Origin of the sequence: Actinoplanes sp. NPDC000266 (genome assembly GCF_042899005.1) — a bacterium.
Taxonomy (GTDB): domain Bacteria; phylum Actinomycetota; class Actinomycetes; order Mycobacteriales; family Micromonosporaceae; genus Actinoplanes.
In genome coordinates this window covers 308,680-330,633 of record NZ_JBIAZI010000010.1, presented here as the reverse complement: position 1 = coordinate 330,633, position 21,954 = coordinate 308,680, and the positions used below count along the sequence as shown (strand labels likewise).

The following is a 21,954-nucleotide window of genomic DNA, read 5'->3' as shown; positions in this document are numbered from 1 at the left end:
TCACGCCACGTGACGGCCTCGCGGGTAGAGCGGGACGACCACCGGCGGCTCCGGTGTCTCGATCAGCTCGACCTCGAAGCCGGCGAGCTCGAACACCTCGATCGCGCGCAGCTCGCCGGGCGTCAGGTCCTCGATGCCGTCGGGGGTGTTGGCCAGCGCGGAGACCAGACAGCCGGAACACTCGCCGGGGGCCCGGTCGCAGCGACCGCAGTCGATGATCATCACTCCTCCTCCCCTGTGGTGGCCGGGGGAAATGACGACCACCATCAGTGACCATCACGGTACGAGGGGGGTATGACAAAAACGGGAAACCGCAGGTCAGGAGCGGGAAAGGCGCCGTAGCAGAGAGTCCGCGCCCATCGGGTACGCCCCGTGGCGGCGCACGCCGTCGGCCACCTCACGGTCGGACGAGATGACCACTATCGGGCGCCCGGACGGCTCGGCCCGCACCAGCTGGCGGATCAGCTCGTCGGCGGTGTCGCCCTTGCGGGAGAACAGCACCCGCACACCGCGCGGCGACGGCGGCAGCCCGTGCACCCGCTCGGCGCCGTCGAAGACGACCGTCACCTCGTCACCGGTCTGGGCCGCGATGCCGCCGAGGCCGGTGATCAGGCGCTTGCGCTGCTGCTCGAGCGACATCTCGGCGAAGCCGCGCTTGGTCACGTTGTAGCCGTCGACGATCAGGTGGGCCCGGGGCAGGGCGAGCAGCTGGTCGAGCCGGCCCGGATCGTCGGTGTCCTGGGCGCGGGCACGCGAGCGTTCGGGCGAGCCGGGCAGCTCGGCCGCGGTGTCGGCCACGAAGTCGGCCGGAAGCTTGTCGGCCGGGTTGAGCGCCAGCTCACGGCGCAGGCCGGACGCGGCCTGCCCGATGGTCTCGAGCAGCAGCCACAGCCGGGCGTCGTCGACCGCCCGGGCGTCCTTGGCGCTCTGCTTGCCGGTGGCCGCGGCCGCCTCGGCCTCGGCCAGGCGGGTCTTGAGGCGGCGCAGCTCGGCGTCGTGGTCGGCCGCCGTGCGGGCGATGCGGCCCTTCTCGGTGGCGAGCAGGTCGGTGGCGCGCTTGGTGGCCGCCTGGGCCTCGCGCAGGGCCTTGGCCGACGACCGGGCCTCCTCGCGCAGCTGGCCCATCTCCTCGCGGACCCGGGCCAGCTCGTCGCGGAGCTTGTCGGCCTCGACCTTGGCCACCGTACGGTCGTGCTCGGCCCGGACGGCCCGCTTCTCGGCCTCGCGCACCTGGGTGGCGATGGCGGCGCTGTCGGCCTCGGCGATCACCGCGTGGCCGGCCTCCTCGATCAGCTCACGCCAGCCCTCGGGCCGGGCCAGATAGGCCAGGGCGGCCACCTCGACCGGGTCGGCGGCGGCCGGGGCCATGCCGCTCGCGACGGCGGCGCCCAGGTCACCGGCGTCGGCGACCACCCGGGTGCTGATCCGCTGGCGGAACAGCGGGTCGGCCGCGAGCTGGGCGGCGATCTCCCGGCCGCCGAGCCGGGCCCGGCGGTTGGGGGCGAAACGGGCCACCTTGCGCATCGGCACGGGGATCTCGTCGCCGGGCAGCGCGGGCAGCGCGGCCGCGGCCAGCGTCATGATCCGCTGGCGGACCGGCTCGGGCAGGGTCGGCTCCGGAGCGAAGTCCGCATCCTGAGCGACCGCCTCCGTGTCGGGGCGGTCGTTCGAGGGCAGTGGTGCGGACATCTACCTATTCTCACACCGCGGGCTGCGGAAAAGCTTGTCGAAGCAAGTGATCTTTTATAAGGCCCGGGCCGGAACATGTCGTACCCCCTCTTTAAAGTCCCCGGCGTGGCACAACCGGCATATGTCCAGGGCACTCTGGACACGCTTCTCAGCGCCGACGGCTCGGTCGAGCCGGCGGCGCTCTCCCTCGCCGACACGACCTTCGTCGTGCTCGACCTCGAGACGACCGGCGGCGCGGCCGACGGCGCCGGCATCACCGAGATCGGCGCGGTCAAGGTGCGTGGCGGCGCCGAGATCGGCGAGTTCCAGACCCTGGTCAACCCGGGTGAGAAGCTCCCGCCCTTCATCACCGTGCTGACCGGCATCACCGAGGCCATGCTGGCCCCGGCCCCGCCGATCGAGTCGGTGCTCCCCAGCCTGCTCGAGTTCCTGCGCGGCGCCGTCCTGGTGGCGCACAACGCGCCCTATGACGTGGGGTTCCTCAAGGCCGCCTGTGCCCGCCACGGCTACGCCTGGCCCAACCCCCGGGTGCTCGACACCGCCGCGATCGCCCGCCGGGCGCTGACCCGCGACGAGGTGCCCAACCGCAAGCTCGGCACGCTGGCCCAGTTCTTCCGCTCGGCGGTCCAGCCCAACCACCGCGCCCTCGACGACGCCCGGGCCACGGTCGACGTGCTGCACGGGCTGATCGAGCGGATGGGCAGCTTCCGGGTACACACGCTGGGCGACGCGATCGACTTCGCCCGCGCGGTCACACCCACCCAGCGCCGCCAGCGCCATCTCGCCGACGGCCTGCCGCACGTGCCGGGGGTCTACGTCTTCCGGGCCGCCGACGACCGCCCGCTCTATGTGGGCACGTCAAAAGATATTGCGACCCGCGTACGGAGTTACTTCACCGCCAGCGAGAAACGCGCCCGGATGTCCGAGATGATCGGCGCCGCGACCCGGATCGAAGCGGTGGAGTGCGCTCATTCACTGGAAGCCGAGGTCAGGGAGTTGCGGTTGATCGCGGCGCACGCGCCGCCGTACAACCGCCGATCCAAATATCCCGATCGTGTGGTCTGGCTCAAATTGACCGATGAGCCCTATCCCCGGCTGTCCGTGGTCCGGTCGCTGGCCGACGACAACGCGGCCTATCTGGGCCCGTTCTCGTCGCGGCGCACGGCCGAGCTGGCCGCGGCCGGTGTCTACGACGCCGTGCCGCTGCGCCAGTGCACCCACAAGCTCTCGCTGCGCACGCCGATCCCCGCCTGCGCCCTGGCCGAGCTGGGCAAATGCCCGGCGCCGTGCGAACACAAGATCACCCCGGAGGAGTACGCGGCGAGCGCCGCCCTGCCCTTTCGGACGGCCACCTACGGTGATCCCGAGCCGGTGATCCGCGCCCTGGTCGACCGGATGGAGGCGCTGTCCGAGCGCCGGCGGTACGAGGAGGCGGCCACCCTCCGATCGCGCCTGATCGCGCTACTCAGAGCGACCGTCCGCATGCAGCGGCTGTCCGGTGTGACCAGGATCGCCGAGATGGTCGCGGCCCGGCGCAACGACGTCGGCGGCTGGGAGATCGTCGTCGTGCGCCACGGCCGGCTCGCCGCCGCGGCCACCTCCCCGCCGTACGAACATCCTCGCCCGACGCTCGACGCGGCCCGGATGACGGCCGAGACGGTCCTACCCGGACCGGGCCCGGTGCCCGCCGCGTCGGCCGAGGAGACCGAGCGGATCCTCGCCTGGCTCGAACGGCCCGACACCCGACTGGTGGAAACTTCCGGCGACTGGGTGTCACCGGTTCGTGGCGCCGCGCGCTTCACTGACCTGCTCAACCGGGCAGAAGCGGCAGCTTCGGGCAAAGACTCGTCCGTTCGCTCATCCGTAACTGACCGTTCGGATGACGCTCGCTCGCTTAGGCTGTAAGGCAAGTGAAATCCGCGAGTCTGGTTCGCGGGGCTTCACGGTGATTTGGCTTGCGGTCGCGCGAGCCTCTTGCGGTGAGGGGGTGTCCAGGTGGACGTCGACGCCGGCCACGGCGCCGCCCTTGGACGTGCCCTCCCGAAGCCTGCCCCCGAGTTGACGATCGGTCGTCGCCTGCGGTCCTTCCTGAGCTTTCAGGGCAACGACGACGACCCGGTGACCGTCCTCACGCGCACTCACCGCGCGATCCACCCCTCGGCCGACGCCGGCGTGCTGCGCCGCAGCTACGCGATCGCGGAAAACATGCACCGCGGTCAGATGCGCAAGTCCGGCGATCCGTACATCACGCATCCGCTCGCCGTCGCGCAGATCTGCGCCGACCTCGGCATGGACACGACCACTCTGGTCGCCGCGCTGCTGCACGACACGGTCGAGGACACGAGCTACACGCTGGAGGCGCTGCACGGCGACTTCGGCCCCGAGGTGGCCCATCTCGTCGACGGTGTGACCAAGTTCGACAAGGCCTTCTACGGCAAGGCGGCCGAGGCCGAGACGATCCGCAAGATGATCGTGGCGGCCGGCAAGGACGTCCGGGTCCTGGTCATCAAGCTGGCCGACCGGCTGCACAACATGCGCACGCTCGACGCGCGCTCCCCGGCCAGCCGGGCCCGCATCGCGACGGCCACCCTCGACGTACTGGTGCCGCTCTGTGACCGCCTCGGCATCCAGGCCCTCAAGCGCGACCTCGACGACGTGGTGCTCTACCACCTCGAGCCCGACTCGTACGCGCGGATCGACGAGCACGTGCGCAACCGCCCGGGCTGGGACGAATACCTGTCCGAGGTGAGCGCGAAGGCCCGCACGGCGCTGCGCCGCCAGCGAGTGTCGGCCGAGGTCATGGTCCGGCCCCGGCACTACTACTCGATCTGGAAGGACACGGTCGCCGGCAACCACAAGGTGCCGTTCGACCTGCCCCGCATCGCGGTCATCGTGGACGGCCCCGAGACGGACTGTTACGCGGCGCTCGGCGCCATCCACGGGCAGTGGCGGCCGGTGGCCGGCCGGTTCAAAGACTTCATCGCCTCACCGAAGAACAACCTGTACCGCTCGCTCCACACGACCGTGACCGGCCCGGACGGCCGCCTGGTCGAGGTGCTGATCCGCACCGAGACGATGCACGACTATTCGGAGTACGGCGTAGCGACCACCTATCGCTATCCCAAGTACGCGCAGGACGCCGAGGCCTCCGGCGCCGACCAGCTCACCTGGCTCAAGCGGGTCCTCGACTGGCAGCAGGACACGACGGACGCCGCCCAGTTCCTCGCCTCGCTGCGGTGTGATCTCGCCGAGGCCCAGATCACGGTCTTCGCCCACGGGCACGCGTTCGAGCTGCCGAGCGGCTCCACCCCGGTCGACCTGGCCTACGAGCTCGGCCCGCAAAAGGGCGACCAGTGCCTGGCGGCGACGATCAACGGCCGGCTGGCCCCGTTGAGCTCCCAGCTCCGGGACGGCGACGTGGTCGAGATCTTCTCCGAGACCGACGGACAGGTCGAACTCGAGCCGAACGCTCCCCGGGGCCCGCGCAAGGAATGGCTCGGCTTCGTCAAGTCCAGCCAGGCCCAGATGCAGATCAACCGCTACTTCGACGAGAAGAACGAGCCCGGCATCAGCATCGCCGACAAGGTGCGGCTGGGCCGGGCGACGATCGGCCTGACCCTGCGCAAACACGACCGGGGCCTGGCCAGCGAGGTGCCGCTGCGCCGCCTGGCCGAGGAGCTGGGCTACCCCGACCTCGAGACCATGCTGGTCGCGGTCTGCGAGCGCAACCTCGAGCCGGACGCGGTCGTCGAGCAGCTCATCGCCCTCGTCGACCACCCGGACTGACGTCCCAGTAGCCTTGCCGGTGTGAGCTTCTCTCGGGTCGTACGGGCGTACGCATATCAAGCCTTCTATCGGCTGCCGAGCGCCGCCCGCCGTCGCATCGCCGGACTGGTGGCCCCGAGATATCTGGTCGGCGCCGTCGCCGTGATCCGCGACGCCGAGTCGAGCGGCCCCGACCGCATCCTGCTGCTGCGCCAGCCGCCGAACCGCGGCTGGAGCCTGCCGGCCGGCCTGCTGAAGAAGCACGAGCGGGCCGACGTGGGCGCGGCCCGCGAGTTGTTCGAGGAGACCGGCGTCCGCATCGCTCCGGCCGACCTGACGCCCGGCAACCCGAACGCGATCATCCACCCGGTCGGCGTGGTCGACACGGTCTTCTTCGGCGCGGTCCCGGCCTCCACGACGTCCCTCAAGGTCGACGGCGGCGAGATCCTCGAGGCGGCGTGGTTCCCGGTCGACGACCTCCCCCGCGTGACGGTCAACACCGCCCACCTGCTGAGCCAGTACGGCATCGGCGGCCAGAAGACCGCGGCGCTGGCCGCCAGGAAGGTCGAGGCTGAGGCCGCGCTCGCGCAGACCGCCGAGACCCGCACCGAGGCTGAGGACGGCGCAGCCGGCACGGCCGGGGCTGGGGCTGAGGCCGGCGAAGAGGCCAAGGACAAGTGACCGAGGTCTGCGGTGTGGTGCTGGCCGCGGGCGAAGGGCAGCGGCTGCGGCCGTTGACCGAGATCCTGCCCAAGGCGCTGTGCCCGGTCGGCAATGTCGCGCTGCTCGATCGCGCGCTGGCCCGGCTGGCCGCGCTGGGGCTGGCCGGCACCAGGACGGCCGCGGTGAACGCGGCCTACCTCGGTGAGCAGGTCGTGGCCCACGTCGGCGATCGGGCTCACCTGTCCGTGGAGCCGGACGGGCCGGTCGGCACCTCGGGTGGGGTGGGGCGGCTCAAGGGCTGGATCGACGGGCGGGGTGCGCTTGTCGGCAACGCCGACGCGTACCTCTCGGATCCCGGTCGTGAGCCGGGTAAGGACATCGCGGCGCTGCTCGACGGCTGGTCGGGCGAGACCGTCCGGATGCTCACCAAGACCAATCCGCCCGGCGCGACCGGCGGGTTCAGCGGGCGCCGGTTCGCGGGCTTCTCACTGCTGCCGTGGCGCTACGTCCGCGAGCTGTCGACCGAGATGAGCAACCTCGTCCGTACGGTGTGGCGCCCGGCCGAGGCCGAAGGCGCGCTCGAGCTGATCAACTACGAGGGTTCCTACATCGACACCGGGACGCCCGGCGACTACCTCACGGCCAATCTGCACGCCGCGAAGGCCCGCGCCCTCATCGACCCCTCGGCCACGATCACCGGAACCGTCACCGACGCCGTGGTGGGCGCGGGCGCCACCGTCCACGGCGAGATCACCCGCTGCGTGGTGTGGCCGGGCGCCGTGGTCGCCGCCGGCGAGAAGCTGGTCGACGTCATCCGCGCCCCCGGCCCGATAACGGTGAGAGTCCCCGGGGTGAGTTAGTCGGCGTCGGGGAGGCCGATGGCGAAGGCGTCCTCGAGGTCGTGCTTGGAGTAGGCGCGGAACGCGATGTGCGACTCCGTGTTGATCACGCCGGGGGTCTTGGAGATCTTGCCGGCGATGACCTCGGCGATGTCGTCGAAGCGGGGCACCCGCACGATGGCGATCAGGTCGACGTTGCCGGCCACCGAGTAGACCTCGCTGACGCCGTCCAGAGCCGCCAGCGCCTCGGCGACCTCGGGAATCGAGTCGGTGGCGCAGTCGATGTGCACGATCGCGGTGTTCACCAGCGGGCTCCTCGCCTCTGAGGGAGTGGACCGATCAATCTTAGAGAGAGAAAGGGGCCCGCCGAAGCGGGCCCCTTTCTTGTGACAGCGTGCCGGATCAGCGGCCGGAGGTGATCTCCTCGCGGTCCTCTCCGGAGACCGGCGGCATGCCGGGCGAGACCGGGGCCTCGGCCGGCTTCTCGACCGGGAAGAAGAAGCCCTTGATCGCCGGCGCGAGAGCGCCGACCCGGTTCATCTTCTTCGGGACGACCCAGCCGCCGTACTCCAGCGGCACCGGGTGTCCGTGGTCGTCCACCGGGCCGAGCGGCTGGTGGACCTCGATGAACTGGCCGTTCGGCAGGCGGCGGATGATGCCCGTCTCCACGCCGTGCGCCAGCACCTCGCGGTCGTGCTGCTGGAGGCCCAGGCAGATGCGGACGGCCAGCCAGTACATCAGCGGCGGCCCGACGATCAGGCCGATACGTCCGGCCCAGGTCATCGCGTTGAGGCTGATGTGGAACTTGTCGGCGATCACGTCGTTGGCGCCGGAGAGCGTGGCGACCAGGAAGAACGTGAACGCCATGGCGCCGATGCCGACCCGCTCCGGGTTGTCGCGGGGACGCTCGAGCAGGTTGTGGATCCGCTTGTCGCCGGACTTGCGCGCCTCGAGCCACGGCCAGAGCATCGGCAGCGTGAAGATCACGCCGAGGCCGACGCCGGCCGGCCAGAACAGCGGCGGGATGCTGTAGTCGCCGATGTAGATCTGCCAGTTCGGCATGAGACGGACCAGGCCGTCCATGAACATGACGTACCAGTCGGGCTGCGAGGCCGAGGAGACCTCGGACGCGCGGTACGGGCCGAACAGCCAGATCGGGTTGATCTGGAAGAGACCGGCCAGCAGCGCGATCGTCCCGAAGCAGGCCATGAAGAAGCCGCCCTGCTTGAGCGCGTAGCGCGGGAACATGCGCTCGCCGACCACGTTGGTGTTGGTCCGCATCGGGCCGGGCCACTGGGTGTGCTTCTGCTTGAACACCAGGGCCAGGTGGATGCTGATCAGCGCCAGCAGACCGCCCGGGATGAGCAGCACGTGGGCGATGTAGAACCGGCCGATGATCAGGTGGCCCGGGAACTCGCCGCCGAAGACGGCGGCGGAGAGCCAGGTGCCGATGATCGGGAAGGACAGCATGATCGCCGACGCGATGCGGAGACCGGTGCCCGACAGGCCGTCGTCCGGCAGCGAGTAGCCGGTGAAGCCGGCGAAGAAGCCGAGGAGGAACAGGATGATGCCGATCAACCAGTTGATCTCGCGCGGCTTGCGGTAGGCGCCGGTGAAGAAGATGCGGGCCATGTGCACGACGATCGACGCCATGAACAGCAGCGCCGCCCAGTGGTGCATCTGCCGCATGAACAGACCACCGCGGACCTCGAACGACAGCCGCAGCGACGACTCGTAGGCGGCCGACATCTCGGTGCCGCGCAGGGCCGAGTACGGGCCGTCGTACGCGACCTCCTTCATCGACGGGTCGAAGAAGAGGGTCAGGAAGACACCGGTCAGCAGCAGGACGATGAACGAGAAGAGCGCGATCTCGCCGAGCAGGAACGACCAGTGGTCGGGGAACACCTTGTTGAGCAGGGCTCGTAGCGGGGTCGCCGCCTGGAACCGCTCATCGGTGCCTCGCGCGACGGCCACCGGGGCCTGCGCGAGGTCTACTTTGCGCCGCTTCACGGCCGCTCCCAGAAGTCAGGTCCGACAGTGTCCTTGAAGTCGGACTTTGCCACGAAGTAGCCCTCGTCGTCCACGCCCAGCGGCAACATCGGCAGACGGCGGCTGGCCGGGCCGAAGACCGGCTGCGCGTTCCGCGTGATGAGGAACTGCGACTGGTGGCACGGGCAGAGCAGCCGGTTGGTCTGCTGCTCGTACAGGCTCGCCGGGCAACCGGCGTGCGTGCAGATCTTCGAGTACGCCACGTAGTCGCCGTACATCGAACCGGCGTTGCGCCGGTCGCCCTCCGCGTTGCGCCGCGTCTCCTCGGCGTCGTCGGGACGCAGGTGGATCAGCAGGGTGGGCGAGTCGGCGTACTCATTTGTCGCTCCGTGCGGAATGCCCGGGAAGACCGTCGCCTGGCCGCCGGCGCTGACGTCCTCGGGCCGGATCGGGGTGCCGTCCTCGCGGGCCAGCCGGACCGGCTGGCCGTTGTTGTGCACCGGGTTGAAGCCGGTCGAGAACAGCGGCGGGGGCGAGCCCTTGTGCGGGTTCTCGATCAGGCCACCGATCAGCGGGGCCGCGGCCACGATGCCCAGCGGCGCGGCGGCGAGGCCGATCGCGCCCTTGAGCAGCGGGCGGCGCTGGACGCCGCCGGCGAGCTCGTCGCCCACGAACAGCGCGGTCTGCCCGGTGATCAGCTGCTCGTCGCTGGGCGACGCGCCGTCGTGCCGCTTCTGGATCGAGACCTCGTGCGGCAGCAGCTTCTTGGCCCAGGCCAGGATCGCGAAGCCCAGGGCGAACAGCGAGATGCCGAGGCTGATGCCGAGGATCGGCGTGTAGAAGTCGCTCGTGGTCTCGCCGAGCTCGAACCGCCACGGCCACCAGATGTAGGCGACCAGGAAGACGAGGGCGGCCAGGCCCGAGACGATGAACAGCAGCGCGATGTTGCGGACGACCCGCTTCTCCGCCTTGGAGTCGCGGCCCTGGAACTGCGACTCGTAGGTGATGATCTCGATCTCGTCGCGGCGCAGACCCTCTTTGACGATGTCGAAACGCGTCATCTTGGGGTCGTGGACATCGACCGGCTGGGCCGGCTCGGTGTCGTGGTGCACAGTCGTCATGACTTCCCCGCAATCCACAGCGCCGTGAAGACCAGCAGCGTGATGCCGACCAGGAAGACGGCCACGCCCTCCGTCGACGGGCCGTAACGGCCGAGGTTGAACAGGCCACCCGGGTCACGGTCCTGCTGGAGCTGCACCGTGATGTAGGTGATGATCTCGCGCTTCTCGTCCGGCGTGAGCTGGTTGTCGCCGAACACCGGCATGTTCTGCGGGCCGGTCAGCATGGCCGCGTAGATCGTCTCGGGCGTGGCGTCGTGCAGGGCCGGCGCGAACTTGCCGGACGACAGGGCGCCACCGCCACCGCCGAAGCCGTGGCACGAGGTGCAGTTGACCCGGAAGAGCTCGCCACCGCGGGCCAGCGCCTCGGGGTTCGACTTGAGATCCTCGGTCAGCTCACCCTGCGGGAGCTGCGGGCCTCCACCCAGCTCCTGGATGTACTGCGCGAGCTGCTTGGTCTGCGTCTCGTCGAACTGCGGCTTCTTCTCCTCGGCCTGAGCCTCCTGCCGGGTCATCGGCATGCGGCCGGTGCCCACCTGGAACTCGACGGACGCGGCGCCGACGCCGATCAGGCTCGGTCCCTTGTCGTCGACACCCTCGGCGTCGCGGCCGTGGCAGCTGATGCAGCTGTTGTCGAACAGCTGCTTGCCCTCGAGCGCGGCCGCGGAGAGTTGCCGGTTGTCCTCGGCGAAGGCTCCCGGGGCGAAGGCGGTGTAGATGCCGCCGGCGAGCGCGAGGGCGGCGAGCATGCGCACCGCCGCGCCGAACCGCCGGCGCGCCCGGCTCGGCGCCTTGCGCCCCCGGGAGAACACCCTGAGACGCCGCTTGGCGGGGGTGTCTGAAGTCATGGGCTGAGTCCCTCTGGGTTTTGACCTGAAGCTCATGGACGGATGCGGGCTACTGAAGCCAATAGATCATGGCGAACAGCGCGATCCACACGATGTCCACGAAGTGCCAGTAGTACGACACGACGATCGCCGAGGTGGCCTGCGCCGGGGTGAACCTACCCATGGTCGTACGGATCATGTAGACGATGAACGCGATCAGACCGCCGGTCACGTGCAGGCCGTGGAAGCCGGTGGTCAGATAGAACATCGAGCCGTAGCCGTCGCCGTTGAGCTTGATGCCCTCGTGGACGAGGTTGCGGTACTCGTTCGCCTGCCCGAGCACGAAGATCAGGCCCATCACGAAGGTGATGGTGAACCAGCGACGGAGCGCGAACACATCGCCCTTCTCCGCGGCGAACACGCCGAGCTGGCAGGTGACCGAGGAGAGAACCAGGATCACCGTGAACGTCGTCGCGTACGGGATCTCGAGGTGCTGCGTGTGCTCTTCCCACAACTCGGGCGCTGCCGCACGGATCGAGAAGTACATGGCGAACAACGCCGCGAAGAACATGAGTTCGCTGGAGAGCCACACGATCGTGCCGACGCTCACCATGTTCGGTCGCGTCAGCGAGTGGATCCTGCTCTTGTCGATGGCTGAGGCCGCTGTCACGAGGCTCATTATTGCCCCGCGATCAGTCCAAGGTGATGCGGGGGGTCGAATCCGTCATGAGATTCCAGCCCGGAAGAAGTGGTCCCGACCGGATGGGCCTAGCCTCGAATGGTGCACCTAGCCGAAACGCCCACACTCGCCGCGTCCAGCGGGGATACTGTTCTTCCGCCGTTCACGCCGGCCGCGATCTTCACCGAGATCCACATCGGTAGCCTGGTCGCCCTGTTCCTGGTGGTGGCGGCGGCGCTGTACGGCTACGGCGTCTACCGGTTACGGCTGCGCGGCGACCACTGGCCGGCGGGCCGCACGGTGGCCTTCGTCGCTGGTGGACTGGGTTCCATCGCGGCCGTCACGGTGACCGGCATCGAGAAGTACGACACGGCGCTGCTCTCGGTGCACATGATCCAGCACATGACGCTGTCCATGGTCGGCCCGATCTTCCTGGCCCTGGGCGCCCCGGTGACGCTGGCCCTGCGGGTGCTGCCCACGAGTCCGCGCAAGACTCTGCTGGCCGTGGTGCACAGCCGGGTGGCCCGGGTCCTGACGTTCCCGCTGGTCGCGTTCGGCATCTTCGTGGCCAACCCGTTCGTCCTCTACTTCACCGACCTCTACCGGCAGACGCTGCTGCACCCGTGGCTGCACGAGTTCATCCACATCCACTTCATCATCACCGGCTGCCTGTTCTTCTGGCCGCTGCTGGGCCTCGACCCGCTGCCCAACCGCTGGCCCTATCCGGGCCGCGCCCTGCTGATGGTGCTGTCGGTGCCGTTCCACACCGTGCTCGGTCTGACGATCATGCAGGCCAGCACGCTGCTGGCCGGCGACTACTACCCGAGTCTGGGCCTGAGCTGGGCCGATCCGAAGAGCGACCAGGTCACGGCGGGCGGCATCCTCTGGGCCGGCGGCGAGATCGTCAGCGTCACGATGCTGGGCATCCTGGTCCTCCAGTGGATCCGCCAGTCCGAGCGTGAGGCCCGCCGGATCGACCGCGCCCTGGACCGCCAGGAGGCGGAGGAGCTCAAAGCTGCCGCCAAGATCACAAATGTGGAGAGCGCCGGACGACCGGGGTCCGCCACCGAGTAAGCGGGTCCGTTACGATCTGTCGGCACCTACGACGTGAACCGGGGCCCCCTTCCAACCACCCCGCCACCACCCTTAACCGGACTGAAGGCAGTCGATCATGAGCGACGAGTACACGGTATTGCTCTACAGCGACGATCCCGCGGTGCGCGACCGGATCCGGCTCGCCATCGGCGAGCGTCCGGCGGCCGACCTCAAGGTCGAGTTCGCGGACGCCGCCACCTGGGAAGACTGCCGCAATCTGCTCGACAAGTACGAGATCGACCTGATGGTCCTCGACGGCGAGGCCGCGCCCGCCGGCGGCCTGGGCATCGCCCGGCAGACCAAGGACGAATACGCCACTCCCCCGCCGGTCTGCGTGGTCATCGCCCGCGCGGCCGACCGCTGGCTGGCGGCGTACTCGCAGGTCGACCAGACCCTCGTCGCCCCGCTCGACCCGGTCACCACCGGTCAGACCGTGGCCGCGATGCTCCGGGCCCGCCGTGACGGCGCGATCCCGCTGGGCACGCTCGGCAAGCTCGCCTGAGACATGGGCGTACGCACCTGGCCCAACCTGACCATGGCCCTGCTCCGCGGTGAGGAGCTCGCCTCGGCCGACACCGCCTGGGCGATGGGCGAGATCATGGCGGGCAACGTCACACCGGCCCAGATCGCGGGCTTCGCCATCGCCCTGCGGGCCAAGGGCGAGACGCCGGGCGAGCTGGCCGGCCTGGTCGAGGCCATGCTCGACAACGCCACCCTGGTCCCGCTGCCCGAGGACGTCCGCACGTCGGCGGTCGACGTCGTCGGCACCGGCGGCGACCGGGCCAACACCGTGAACATCTCCACCATGGCGGCGATAATCACGGCCGCTTCGGGTGTGACGGTGGTCAAACACGGCAACCGCTCCGCGTCGTCCACGACCGGCACGGCCGACCTGCTCGAGCGTTTCGGCATCCCGCTCGACCTGGGCCCGGCCGGCGTGGGCCGCACGGTGTCCGAGGCCGGCATCGGCTTCTGCTTCGCCGCCCGCTATCACCCCGGCATGCGCCACGCGTCCGTGCCGCGGCGTGAGCTGGGCGTGCCCACGTTCTTCAACGTGCTCGGCCCGCTGACCAACCCGGCCCGCCCGACCGCGGGCGCCGTGGGCTGCTTCGACGTCCGCATGGCGCCGGTGATGGCCGAGGTCTTCGCCCGGCGCGGCGACTCGGTCATCGTGATGCGCGGCGAGGACGGCCTCGACGAGTTCACCACGGCGGCGCCCACCCGCGTCTGGCAGGCGAGCGGCGGCAAGGTCGAGGAACTGGTGATCGACGCCGTCGAGCTCGGTCTCCCCCGCTCGGAGCCGGCCGCCCTGCGCGGTGGCGACTCGGCGTACAACGCCGACGTGGCCCACCGCACCTTCGCCGGCGAGCCTGGCCCGGTCCGCGACGCTGTGGTGGTCAACGTGGCGGCCGCCCTGGCCGCACAGGGTGGCTTCCCCGGCGATCTCAGAGACACGCTGCGGGCCGGAATAGCGCGGGCCCAGGAGACGATCGACTCCGGGGCCGCCACGGCCCTCCTGGAGCGCTGGGTGGCCGTGGCGCAGGCGGCCAAAGCTGCCGAGTAAGGCAGATTCACAGGTAACACGCCGTCGCTAATACACCACGATGCCCCATTTCCGTGGCAGCGTCAGAATCGAATTCGGGTATATCCACCTTCCGGCGAAGAGACGGCGAAGAGAGGAGCCCACCCGTGTCGGATCGCGAGATGCGCTGCGTCATTTGTGACGGCGACATGATGTTCGAGGTGCCGCCCTGCTCGGACGGCCACGACGACTGCCCCGAGATGGTCTGCACCCGCTGTGGCGCGGCCGAGGTCGTCGCACCGATAGTCGTCCACTGGTACGGCGCCACCAGGCCCCGCAAGATAGCCCCGAGGCAACGCCAAGCAGCATGAAAGAAGGGCCCGCGGTCGATGACCGCGGGCCCTTCTCCAAAGCCAGCTCAGTGCTCGGCGGGGTGCCGGGTTCCCGAGTAGTACTCGAAGATCATGGCGCTCGAGGCGACGATCACGAGGATCAGGCCGACCACAACCAGCCACCACATCCAGAACGCCAGGCCGATGCCGGCGATCGTGGCCGACAGCGCGATGCCGAACGGCCAGTAGCTGCCAGGGCTGAAGAAGCCGATCTCGCCGGCGCCCTCGGCGATCTCGCCGTCCTCCCGGTCCTCGGGGCGCAGGTCGATGCGCCGCGAGACGAACCAGAAGAAGCCGCCGCACATCGAGCAGAGCAGTCCGGAGAGGATCAGCGCGACCGTGCCGATCCACTCGACGTGGCCCTCGTAGCTCTGCGAGTAGAACCCGTAGACGATCGCCGCGCCGAAGAGGAAGGCGGCGACCCCGACGAAGATCTTGTATTCGGTCTTCACGGTCTAGCTCACTTCCCCGCTGTGGTGCCGGCGGCGACGGAGTTGGTCTGGTTCCAGCTGTGCTGCTGGCGGCGCGTGTCGAACGGCTCGGTGGTCACCGCGTACTGCTGGTCGCCGGTGTAGCCGATCGCCGCCATGCCCTCCTGGGTGGTGGCGCCGTTCTTGCGGGCCGCGAGGTACTGGTCGAACTTCTCGGGCGAGACCACGACCAGCTCGAACTGCATGAACGCGTGGTACGTGCCACAGAGCTCGGCGCACCGTCCGACGTACCGGCCCTCGCGGTCGAGGGTCACCTCGAACTGGTTGCGCACGTTGCCCGGGAAGACGTCGCGCTTGAACAGCATCTCGGGAACCCAGAACGAGTGGATGACGTCCTTGCTCGTCTCCTCGAACCGGATCTTCTCACCGGTCGGCAGGACCAGCAGCGGGATGACGTCGGACGAGCCGACCGTCGAGGCCACCGTGTTCGCGTCCTCGCCCAGCCCGTCGCGGTAGTTGAACTGCCAGTTCCACTTGAACGCGACGACCTCGACCACCTGGTCGGGGTTCTTCGACAGCTTGTCCACGTCGGTCTGGATGATGGCCGTGTAGTAGAAGAGCACCGCCACGATCAGCACCGGGGTGACCGTGTAGAGCACCTCCATCGGCATGTTGAACCGGGTCTGCACGGGCAGCTCGTCGCCGCGCTTGCGGTACCGGATGATGCACCAGAAGATCAGGCCCCACACGAAGATGCCGACGACGAGGGCCGCGATCACCGAGGCGATCCACAGGTCGTACATCCGGTGTGCCTGCAGGCTGATGCCGTTGCTCGGCCATCCGAAGTGGCTGAACGCGTCGCCGATGCCGTTCACCGAACAGCCCGAGAGCAGCAACAGCAGGGTCGCCCCGCCGAGGCCGAGCCCGGCGAACCGGACTGCCGATCGCGGCCGTGCGGCCGAACTCTTTGCGCCCACCTGCTTTTGCCTCCCTTAGCAGCGCCGCCCCGCCCGAAACCGGACACCGAGCGGCAAGGCGTCACCGTCGGTCGCAGATTACTCGACCTGGCCCTAACCTCCGGGCCGGGGGGTCGGATCTTCGACGGTGCACGGTTACCCCTCAACAACCGGACGATACCGTTCCCGAGTGGAATACATGGGCGTTCCCGGTGGTCCGGCGGCATACATGGACGCTGCGACCGCCGCTCCGCTGCATCCGGTGGCCCGCGAGGCGCTGCTGGCCGCGCTCGACGACGGATGGGCCGACCCGGCCCGCCTCTATGCCGCGGGCCGGCGGGCCCAACAGCTTTCCGAGGCGGCGACGGCCGCGTTCGCCGAGGCATTGGGGGTACGCCACGACGAGGTGTCCCTGTGGCCTTCGGGCACCGCGGCGGCGCAGGCGGCGGTGCTGGGCGCCCTGGGTGGACGGGCCCGGCAGGGCGACACGCTGGTGCATTCGGCGATCGAACATTCGGCCGTGCTGCACGCGGCCCGCCGCGGCAAAGCGGTCGAGGTGGGAGTGGACCGTCTCGGCCGGCTCGACCTGGGCGCCTGGGACAGCGCGGTGTCCACTCCGGGCGTCGCGCTGGCCGCGCTGATCAGCGCGAGCCATGAGGTGGGCACGGAGCAGCCGGTCGCGGCGGCCGCGGGCTACTGCGACGAGGCCGGCGTTCCGTTGTACGTGGACGCGGCCCAGTCGATCGGGCGCGCGCCGGTGGCGCCGGGCTGGTCGCTGCTCAGCGCGAGCGCGCACAAGTGGGGCGGCCCGCCCGGGGTCGGCGTCCTCATCGTACGTAAAGGTGTGCGCTGGATCTCGCCGTTTCCCCAGGATGATCTTTATCGCCCGGGCGTGTCGGGCGCCGTCGATCTACCGGCGGTGGTGGCCGCGGCGGCGAGCCTGCGGGCCGTCCTGTCCGAGGAGCGGACCGAGGCCGTACGGCTGTCGGCCCTCGTCGACCGGATCCGCGAGCGGGTGGCGGCAACGGTGCCCGACGTCGAGGTGGTCGGCGACCCGGTCGACCGGCTGCCGCACCTGGTCACCTTCTCCTGTCTCTATGTGGACGGCGAGGCGCTGCTGCACGCGCTGGACCGGGCCGGGTTCGCGGTCTCGTCCGGCTCGTCGTGCACAGCGTCCACGCTGCGGCCCAGCCACGTGCTGGAGGCGATGGGCGTGCTGAGCCACGGCAACGTGCGGATCTCGCTGCACCGTGGGACGACCGGGGACGAGGTGGAGCGGTTCCTCGGCGTACTCCCCGGGCTGGTGGAAAAGATCCGGAAGGAGGCGGGGATGTGATCGAGCTCGACTGCCGGGGCGAGAAATGCCCCCTGCCGGTGATCCATCTGGCCAAGAAGATCAAAGACGTCGAGATCGGCCAGACCGTACGGGTTCTGGCCGACGACCCGGCCGCGGCCAACGACATCCCGGCCTGGTGCCGCATGAAGGAACAGGAGTACCTGGGCTCCCCTTCACCGGAGGCATTCGAGGTCAGACGTATCAGCTGAGATATTCGAGGACCGGGCCGACCGGGTCCTTCGCGAAGAAGGTGTCGACGACCAGGCGCCGCCCCAGATAGGGCTCGTACTCCTTCTGCCGCTCCAGGACACGCACCCAGTCGGGGACGCCGTCGTGGTCGCGGGCCTCGTAGCGCTTCTCGACCCGGCGGCGATGCTCGGCGTCGTCGCCGCAGACCACCTCGACCACCCGCAGCGGCACGCCCAGGCGCTCGGCCAGGTCGACCCAGAGCTGCCGGGCCGCCTTCACCGGGTTCACGGCGTCGATGATCACGTGCTGGCCGTTGGCCAGCTGCACCTCGGCCAGGGCGGCCACGACGCCGTAGGCCGCATAGCCCGGCCGCGGCTCCGTGACCTCGTACCGCTGAAGGGTGAAGTCGACGGTGTCGACGGCGAGCACGCACGCCGGCAGCTCGGTGGCCACCTTCGCGGCGAGCGTGCTCTTCCCCACGCCGGGCAGACCGGCAAAGACCGCCAACACCATGGTTCTTCCTTACACGACCGGCAGGAACGACTTGATCTCGGCGGCGGCATCGTCACCGTACGAGTCGGCGAAACGCTTGACGAAGTCGCCGGGGCGCACGTCGTACTCCTGAGCGCCGTCCGACTCGAGCACCAGCGCGGCCACCAGCGAGCCGACCTGGGCCGCCCGCTCCAGGCCGAGGCCCCACGAGATCGCGGCGAAGAAGCCGCCGCGGAAGCCGTCGCCGACGCCGGTCGGGTCGGCCGGGATGACGTCGCGGGCGACCGGCACGTGGATCCGCTCGATGCCGCGGCCGGTGATCTCGACGCCGTCCTTGCCGAGCGTGGTCACCCGGATCTTGACCTGGTCGAGCACCTCTTCCGCGGTCAGGCCGGCCTTGGTCTCCAGGAGCGAGCGCTCGTACTCGTTGGTCAGCAGGTATTCGGCGCCGCTGATCAGCGTCAGCACGTCGCTGCCGTCCATGCGGGCGAGCTGCTGCGACGGGTCGGCCGCGAACTTGAAGCCCCGCGCGCGGCACTCCTGGGAGTGGCGCACCATGGCCGCCGGGTCGTTGGCGGCGATGATCACCAGGTCGAGGCCGCCGGCCCGGGCGTCGACCGGGGCCAGCTCGATGTTGCGGGCCTCGGCCATCGCGCCCGCGTAGAACGAGGCGATCTGGTTGAGGTCCTCGTCGGTGGTGCAGACGAAGCGGGCGGTGTGCGCGACGTCGCTGATGTGCACCGAGTCGCAGTCGACGCCGTGCCGCTCGAGCCACGAGCGGTAGTCGGCGAAGTCGGCGCCGACCGCGCCCACCAGGATCGGGTGCAGACCGAGCTTGCCCATCCCGTACGCGATGTTGGGGGCCACGCCGCCGCGCCGGACCACCAGGTCGTCGACGAGGAAGCTGAGCGACACCTTGTGCAGCTGGTCGGCGATGAGCTGGTCGGCGAACCGTCCCGGGAAGTGCATCAGGTGGTCGGTGGCGATCGAGCCGGTCACGGCGATCTTCATGATGGGCCCTTGGGTCGGGAAACGGGGGGCTTACGTACGCAGCCTACCGGCTGGGTAACGCACAGCAGGCCGCCCCGTTAACGGAGCGGCCTGCTGGGTGGTTCTGTTTTTGACGCGCTGTCAGTGGAACGAGTCACCACAGGCGCAGGAGTTCTGCGCGTTCGGGTTGTCGATCGTGAAGCCCTGCGCGTCGATGCGGTCGGCGAAGTCGATCGTGGCACCGGCCAGGTAGGGCGAGCTCATGCGGTCGACGACGACCTCGACTCCGCCGAAGTCGCTGACGACGTCGCCGTCGAGCGAGCGCTCGTCGAAGAAGAGCTGGTAGCGCAGGCCGGAGCAGCCACCGGGCTGCACGGCGATACGCAGGCGCAGGTCGTCGCGGCCTTCCTGCTCGATCAGGGCCTTGACCTTCACCGCGGCGACGTCGGTCAAGAGGACGCCGGTCGGGGCGGCAGTCGCCTCGGTCGACGGGGTGTGCGCTTCAGCAGTCACTGCGTATCTCCCTGCAGGGTGCGGTCAGGTGCAGTACTTGCCAACGCTAACCCCATTCCCTGAGATTCCCAATTGGGGTGGCTTACTTCACCGGCTCCACTGATTCGCCAGGCGGGCCGAGAGTTCTCGCAGGCCACGGGCGGGTTCCCGCATGGCGGTCTCTTCGCTGCCGAAGTGCTCGGTCAGGGAATAAGTCTCGGTGACGCCTGCTGAGGCGGCCTCCCGGAAGCCGGTCTCGTTCCGGCCGCAGAGCACGACGCAGGGCAGACCGCGGTCCCGGGCGCCTCCGGCGATGCCCGCCACGACCTTTCCCCGCAGCGACTGGTGGTCGAAAGATCCCTCTCCCGTGATCACCAGATCGGCCGCGTCCAGCTCCTTCTCCAGGCCGATCGCGGTCGAGACCAGGCCGATCCCGGACACGACCCGTCCGCCGAGGGCGATCAACGCGGCTCCGATCCCACCGGCCGCTCCCCCACCGGGAGCGACCTCCAGATCTGTGAGACCGAACGTTCTTTCGAGGACGCCGGAAAACTGTTCGAGCGCGGCGTCGAGGCGGTAGACGTCTTCCTCGCTCGCGCCCTTTTGCGGCCCGAAAATCTTGCTGGCCCCATGCAGGCCGGTCAGCGGGTTGTCGACGTCAGTGGCGGCGATCAGGCTCACCTGGCGCAGCATGGGCGTCCCACCGAGCGAGGCGGCCGCGTTCAGATAAGCGCCCCCGTACGGGAGCGCGTACCCGGCTACGTCTACCGGTGGGGCGCCGAGCGCGGCCAGCATCCCGGCCCCGGCGTCGTTGGTGGCCGAGCCGCCCAGCCCGATCACGACCTCGGCCGCACCCGCCTCCACGGCCGCCAGGAGCAGCAGGCCCAGCCCGTACGAGCTGGTGGTGTTGGGGTCCCGCTCCTCGCGGGTCAACAGGTGCAGCCCACAGGCTTGGGCGCTCTCGACATAAGCCGTGGAACCCACCAGAAGTACCTCACCCGAGGTCGGCCGGCCCAGCGGGTCGACGGTGTCGACGGGAATGCGGCGTCCGCCGAGCGATCCGGCCAGAACCTCGATGAAGCCCGGCCCGCCATCGGCGATCGGGCGGCTGATCAGCTCGTCGCCCGAGCCGGTCCATCCCTCGGTCACCGCCTCGGCGACCTCGGGGGCGGACAGCGTGCCGGCGAATTTGTCGGGGCAGATCAATACGCGCACGCGATGAGTGTGACAGCCCACTCCTTCAGGAAGCGATGACCATCTCGCGCTGTGCGACGATGACCAACGTGACGTCGACCTGGACCGAACCCTCGAACACCGCTACCGCACTGCTGCTGCTCGGCCGGGGCACCGACCCCGCCTCCGAGCGGGGCGTCGACTGCCCGGGCGACCTGCCCGCACCCAGCGACCCCGACCTGGTCGCCCGCGCCACCGCGGCCAAGGCCGCCCTCGGCGACCGCGTCTTCGTGCTCGGCCACCACTACCAGCGCGACGAGGTCATCCAGTTCGCCGATGTCACCGGCGACTCGTTCAAGCTCGCCCAGCAGGCCGCGGCCCGCCCCGACGCCGAGTTCATCGTCTTCTGCGGCGTGCACTTCATGGCCGAGAGCGCCGACATCCTGACGAAGCCGGACCAGAAGGTGATCCTGCCCGACCTCGCGGCCGGCTGCTCGATGGCCGACATGGCCGTGCTGGGCCAGGTCGAGACGGCGTGGGAGCGCTTCGAGGACCTGGGCATCGCGGGCGACATCGTCCCGGTCACGTACATGAACTCGTCGGCCGACATCAAGGGCTTCGTCGGCCGCAGCAAGGGCGTCGTCTGCACGTCGTCGAACGCCAAGCGGGCCCTGGACTGGTCGTTCGAGCAGGGCAGCAAGGTGTTCTTCCTCCCTGACCAGCACCTGGGGCGCAACACAGCCGTACTGGAAATGGGCTTCGATCTTGATGATTGCGTCCTGTACGACCCGCACAAGCCCGGCGGCGGCCTGACCGACGAGCAGCTGCGGAACGCGCGCATGATCCTGTGGCGCGGGCACTGCTCGGTGCACGGGCGCTTCACCATCGACAGCGTGCGCGAGGTCCGCGAGCGGGTGCCGGGCGTCAACGTCCTGGTCCACCCCGAGTGCCGGCACGACGTGGTGCGCGCGGCCGACTACGTCGGCTCGACCGAATACATCATCAAGGCCCTGGACGCGGCGCCGTCGGGGTCGGCCTGGGCGGTCGGTACGGAGCTCAATCTCGTACGCCGCCTGGCCCTGGCCCACCCGGACAAGCAGATCATGTTCCTCGACCGGACGGTCTGCTACTGCTCGACGATGAACCGCATCGACCTGCCCCACCTGGTGTGGGCGCTCGAGGAGCTCGTCGCCGGCCGGGTGCCGAACGTGATCACGGTGGACGAGGACACGGCGCACAACGCGCGTGTCGCGCTGGACCAGATGCTCGCATTGCCGTAGTGACTCTGGGTAGTCATCAAGATCCGCAGCGCGTCCG

At 69.6% G+C, this 21,954-nt stretch carries 23 protein-coding genes and 1 pseudogene; 11 read left to right on the top strand and 13 right to left on the bottom strand.

Annotation, left to right across the window (positions count from 1 at the left end):
- Together ACFY36_RS36980 and ACFY36_RS36975 are read right to left on the bottom strand one after the other, a co-directional pair.
- On the bottom strand, positions 1–222 hold the full coding sequence (locus tag ACFY36_RS36980; RefSeq protein ID WP_498658022.1) for a hypothetical protein: 222 nt from the start codon (positions 220–222) through the stop codon (positions 1–3).
- A 96-nt stretch (positions 223–318) separates the two neighbouring features.
- Positions 319–1,689 (bottom strand): NYN domain-containing protein, encoded by a 1,371-nt coding sequence (locus ACFY36_RS36975; RefSeq protein ID WP_499750536.1) that lies wholly within the window; start codon positions 1,687–1,689, stop codon positions 319–321.
- Positions 1,690–1,794: 105 nt separating this feature from the next.
- Here ACFY36_RS36975 and ACFY36_RS36970 point away from each other — a divergent pair, with 105 nt between their 5' ends.
- The 4 genes and pseudogenes from ACFY36_RS36970 to ACFY36_RS36955 all read left to right on the top strand — a co-directional run bounded on the left by ACFY36_RS36970 (position 1,795) and on the right by ACFY36_RS36955 (position 6,977).
- The gene (locus ACFY36_RS36970; RefSeq protein WP_499750535.1) at positions 1,795–3,594 is read left to right on the top strand and encodes a DEDD exonuclease domain-containing protein; all 1,800 of its coding nucleotides are present in this window, start codon (positions 1,795–1,797) and stop codon (positions 3,592–3,594) included.
- A 90-nt stretch (positions 3,595–3,684) separates the two neighbouring features.
- A complete protein-coding gene (locus ACFY36_RS36965; RefSeq protein ID WP_499750534.1) occupies positions 3,685–5,475 on the top strand; it encodes a RelA/SpoT family protein in 1,791 nt (596 codons plus the stop codon).
- A gap of 21 nt (positions 5,476–5,496) precedes the next feature.
- Positions 5,497–5,985 (top strand): annotated as a pseudogene (locus ACFY36_RS36960) (NUDIX hydrolase); the annotation flags it as partial.
- A 146-nt stretch (positions 5,986–6,131) separates the two neighbouring features.
- On the top strand, positions 6,132–6,977 hold the full coding sequence (locus ACFY36_RS36955; RefSeq protein WP_499750533.1) for a nucleotidyltransferase family protein: 846 nt from the start codon (positions 6,132–6,134) through the stop codon (positions 6,975–6,977).
- Here the strand turns inward: ACFY36_RS36955 and ACFY36_RS36950 are convergent.
- The 5 genes from ACFY36_RS36950 to ctaE form a co-directional block, all read right to left on the bottom strand.
- Positions 6,974–7,261 (bottom strand): Lrp/AsnC family transcriptional regulator, encoded by a 288-nt coding sequence (locus ACFY36_RS36950; protein ID WP_498695758.1) that lies wholly within the window; start codon positions 7,259–7,261, stop codon positions 6,974–6,976. The two genes, ACFY36_RS36955 and ACFY36_RS36950, sit on opposite strands and share 4 nt — an antisense overlap.
- A gap of 97 nt (positions 7,262–7,358) precedes the next feature.
- On the bottom strand, positions 7,359–8,966 hold the full coding sequence (gene qcrB, locus ACFY36_RS36945; protein WP_499750532.1) for a cytochrome bc1 complex cytochrome b subunit: 1,608 nt from the start codon (positions 8,964–8,966) through the stop codon (positions 7,359–7,361).
- On the bottom strand, positions 8,963–10,066 hold the full coding sequence (gene qcrA / locus ACFY36_RS36940; RefSeq protein ID WP_499750531.1) for a cytochrome bc1 complex Rieske iron-sulfur subunit: 1,104 nt from the start codon (positions 10,064–10,066) through the stop codon (positions 8,963–8,965). The genes qcrB and qcrA overlap by 4 nt, the downstream gene beginning before the upstream one ends.
- Positions 10,063–10,911, bottom strand: coding sequence for a cytochrome bc1 complex diheme cytochrome c subunit (gene qcrC, locus ACFY36_RS36935; protein ID WP_499750530.1), 849 nt, complete (start codon positions 10,909–10,911; stop codon positions 10,063–10,065). Before qcrC ends, qcrA begins: the two co-directional genes overlap by 4 nt.
- A gap of 49 nt (positions 10,912–10,960) precedes the next feature.
- Positions 10,961–11,560, bottom strand: a complete 600-nt coding sequence (ctaE, locus tag ACFY36_RS36930) for an aa3-type cytochrome oxidase subunit III (RefSeq protein WP_097320326.1) — start codon at positions 11,558–11,560, stop codon at positions 10,961–10,963.
- Between the two features lie 108 nt (positions 11,561–11,668).
- Here ctaE and ACFY36_RS36925 point away from each other — a divergent pair, with 108 nt between their 5' ends.
- The 4 genes from ACFY36_RS36925 to ACFY36_RS36910 all read left to right on the top strand — a co-directional run bounded on the left by ACFY36_RS36925 (position 11,669) and on the right by ACFY36_RS36910 (position 14,557).
- Positions 11,669–12,643, top strand: a complete 975-nt coding sequence (locus ACFY36_RS36925) for a cytochrome c oxidase assembly protein (protein ID WP_499750529.1) — start codon at positions 11,669–11,671, stop codon at positions 12,641–12,643.
- A gap of 97 nt (positions 12,644–12,740) precedes the next feature.
- Positions 12,741–13,166: a hypothetical protein gene (locus ACFY36_RS36920; protein WP_097319984.1), complete on the top strand. Its 426-nt coding sequence runs from the start codon at positions 12,741–12,743 to the stop codon at positions 13,164–13,166.
- A 3-nt stretch (positions 13,167–13,169) separates the two neighbouring features.
- A complete protein-coding gene (gene trpD / locus ACFY36_RS36915; RefSeq protein ID WP_499750528.1) occupies positions 13,170–14,228 on the top strand; it encodes an anthranilate phosphoribosyltransferase in 1,059 nt (352 codons plus the stop codon).
- Between the two features lie 125 nt (positions 14,229–14,353).
- The gene (locus ACFY36_RS36910) at positions 14,354–14,557 is read left to right on the top strand and encodes a hypothetical protein (RefSeq protein WP_499750527.1); all 204 of its coding nucleotides are present in this window, start codon (positions 14,354–14,356) and stop codon (positions 14,555–14,557) included.
- Positions 14,558–14,604: 47 nt separating this feature from the next.
- Here the strand turns inward: ACFY36_RS36910 and ACFY36_RS36905 are convergent, their stop codons facing one another.
- Together ACFY36_RS36905 and ctaC are read right to left on the bottom strand one after the other, a co-directional pair.
- Positions 14,605–15,030, bottom strand: a complete 426-nt coding sequence (locus ACFY36_RS36905; RefSeq protein ID WP_499750526.1) for a cytochrome c oxidase subunit 4 — start codon at positions 15,028–15,030, stop codon at positions 14,605–14,607.
- 8 nt (positions 15,031–15,038) lie between these two features.
- On the bottom strand, positions 15,039–15,986 hold the full coding sequence (gene ctaC / locus ACFY36_RS36900) for an aa3-type cytochrome oxidase subunit II (RefSeq protein ID WP_499750525.1): 948 nt from the start codon (positions 15,984–15,986) through the stop codon (positions 15,039–15,041).
- A gap of 178 nt (positions 15,987–16,164) precedes the next feature.
- On the opposite strand from ctaC, the gene ACFY36_RS36895 reads away from it, so the two are divergent.
- Both ACFY36_RS36895 and ACFY36_RS36890 read left to right on the top strand, forming a co-directional pair.
- Positions 16,165–17,301 (top strand): cysteine desulfurase family protein, encoded by a 1,137-nt coding sequence (locus tag ACFY36_RS36895; RefSeq protein ID WP_499750630.1) that lies wholly within the window; start codon positions 16,165–16,167, stop codon positions 17,299–17,301.
- On the top strand, positions 17,298–17,510 hold the full coding sequence (locus tag ACFY36_RS36890) for a sulfurtransferase TusA family protein (protein WP_499750524.1): 213 nt from the start codon (positions 17,298–17,300) through the stop codon (positions 17,508–17,510). Before ACFY36_RS36895 ends, ACFY36_RS36890 begins: the two co-directional genes overlap by 4 nt.
- On the opposite strand, the gene ACFY36_RS36885 is transcribed toward ACFY36_RS36890, so the two are convergent.
- The 4 genes from ACFY36_RS36885 to ACFY36_RS36870 form a co-directional block, all read right to left on the bottom strand.
- Positions 17,503–18,003 (bottom strand): P-loop nucleotide/nucleoside kinase family protein, encoded by a 501-nt coding sequence (locus ACFY36_RS36885; protein ID WP_499750523.1) that lies wholly within the window; start codon positions 18,001–18,003, stop codon positions 17,503–17,505. The two genes, ACFY36_RS36890 and ACFY36_RS36885, sit on opposite strands and share 8 nt — an antisense overlap.
- A gap of 9 nt (positions 18,004–18,012) precedes the next feature.
- Positions 18,013–18,993 carry a carbohydrate kinase family protein gene (locus tag ACFY36_RS36880; protein WP_499750522.1) on the bottom strand — a complete coding sequence of 327 codons (981 nt, stop codon included), beginning with the start codon at positions 18,991–18,993 and terminating at the stop codon, positions 18,013–18,015.
- A 120-nt stretch (positions 18,994–19,113) separates the two neighbouring features.
- Positions 19,114–19,485 carry an iron-sulfur cluster insertion protein ErpA gene (gene erpA, locus ACFY36_RS36875; RefSeq protein WP_097319992.1) on the bottom strand — a complete coding sequence of 124 codons (372 nt, stop codon included), beginning with the start codon at positions 19,483–19,485 and terminating at the stop codon, positions 19,114–19,116.
- An 87-nt stretch (positions 19,486–19,572) separates the two neighbouring features.
- Entirely contained in the window at positions 19,573–20,679 is a 1,107-nt protein-coding gene (locus tag ACFY36_RS36870) for a glycerate kinase family protein (protein WP_499750521.1), read from the bottom strand.
- Between the two features lie 59 nt (positions 20,680–20,738).
- Between ACFY36_RS36870 and nadA the strand changes: the two genes are divergently transcribed.
- Positions 20,739–21,917, top strand: coding sequence for a quinolinate synthase NadA (gene nadA, locus ACFY36_RS36865; protein WP_499750520.1), 1,179 nt, complete (start codon positions 20,739–20,741; stop codon positions 21,915–21,917).
- Positions 21,918–21,954: the final 37 nt, after the last annotated feature.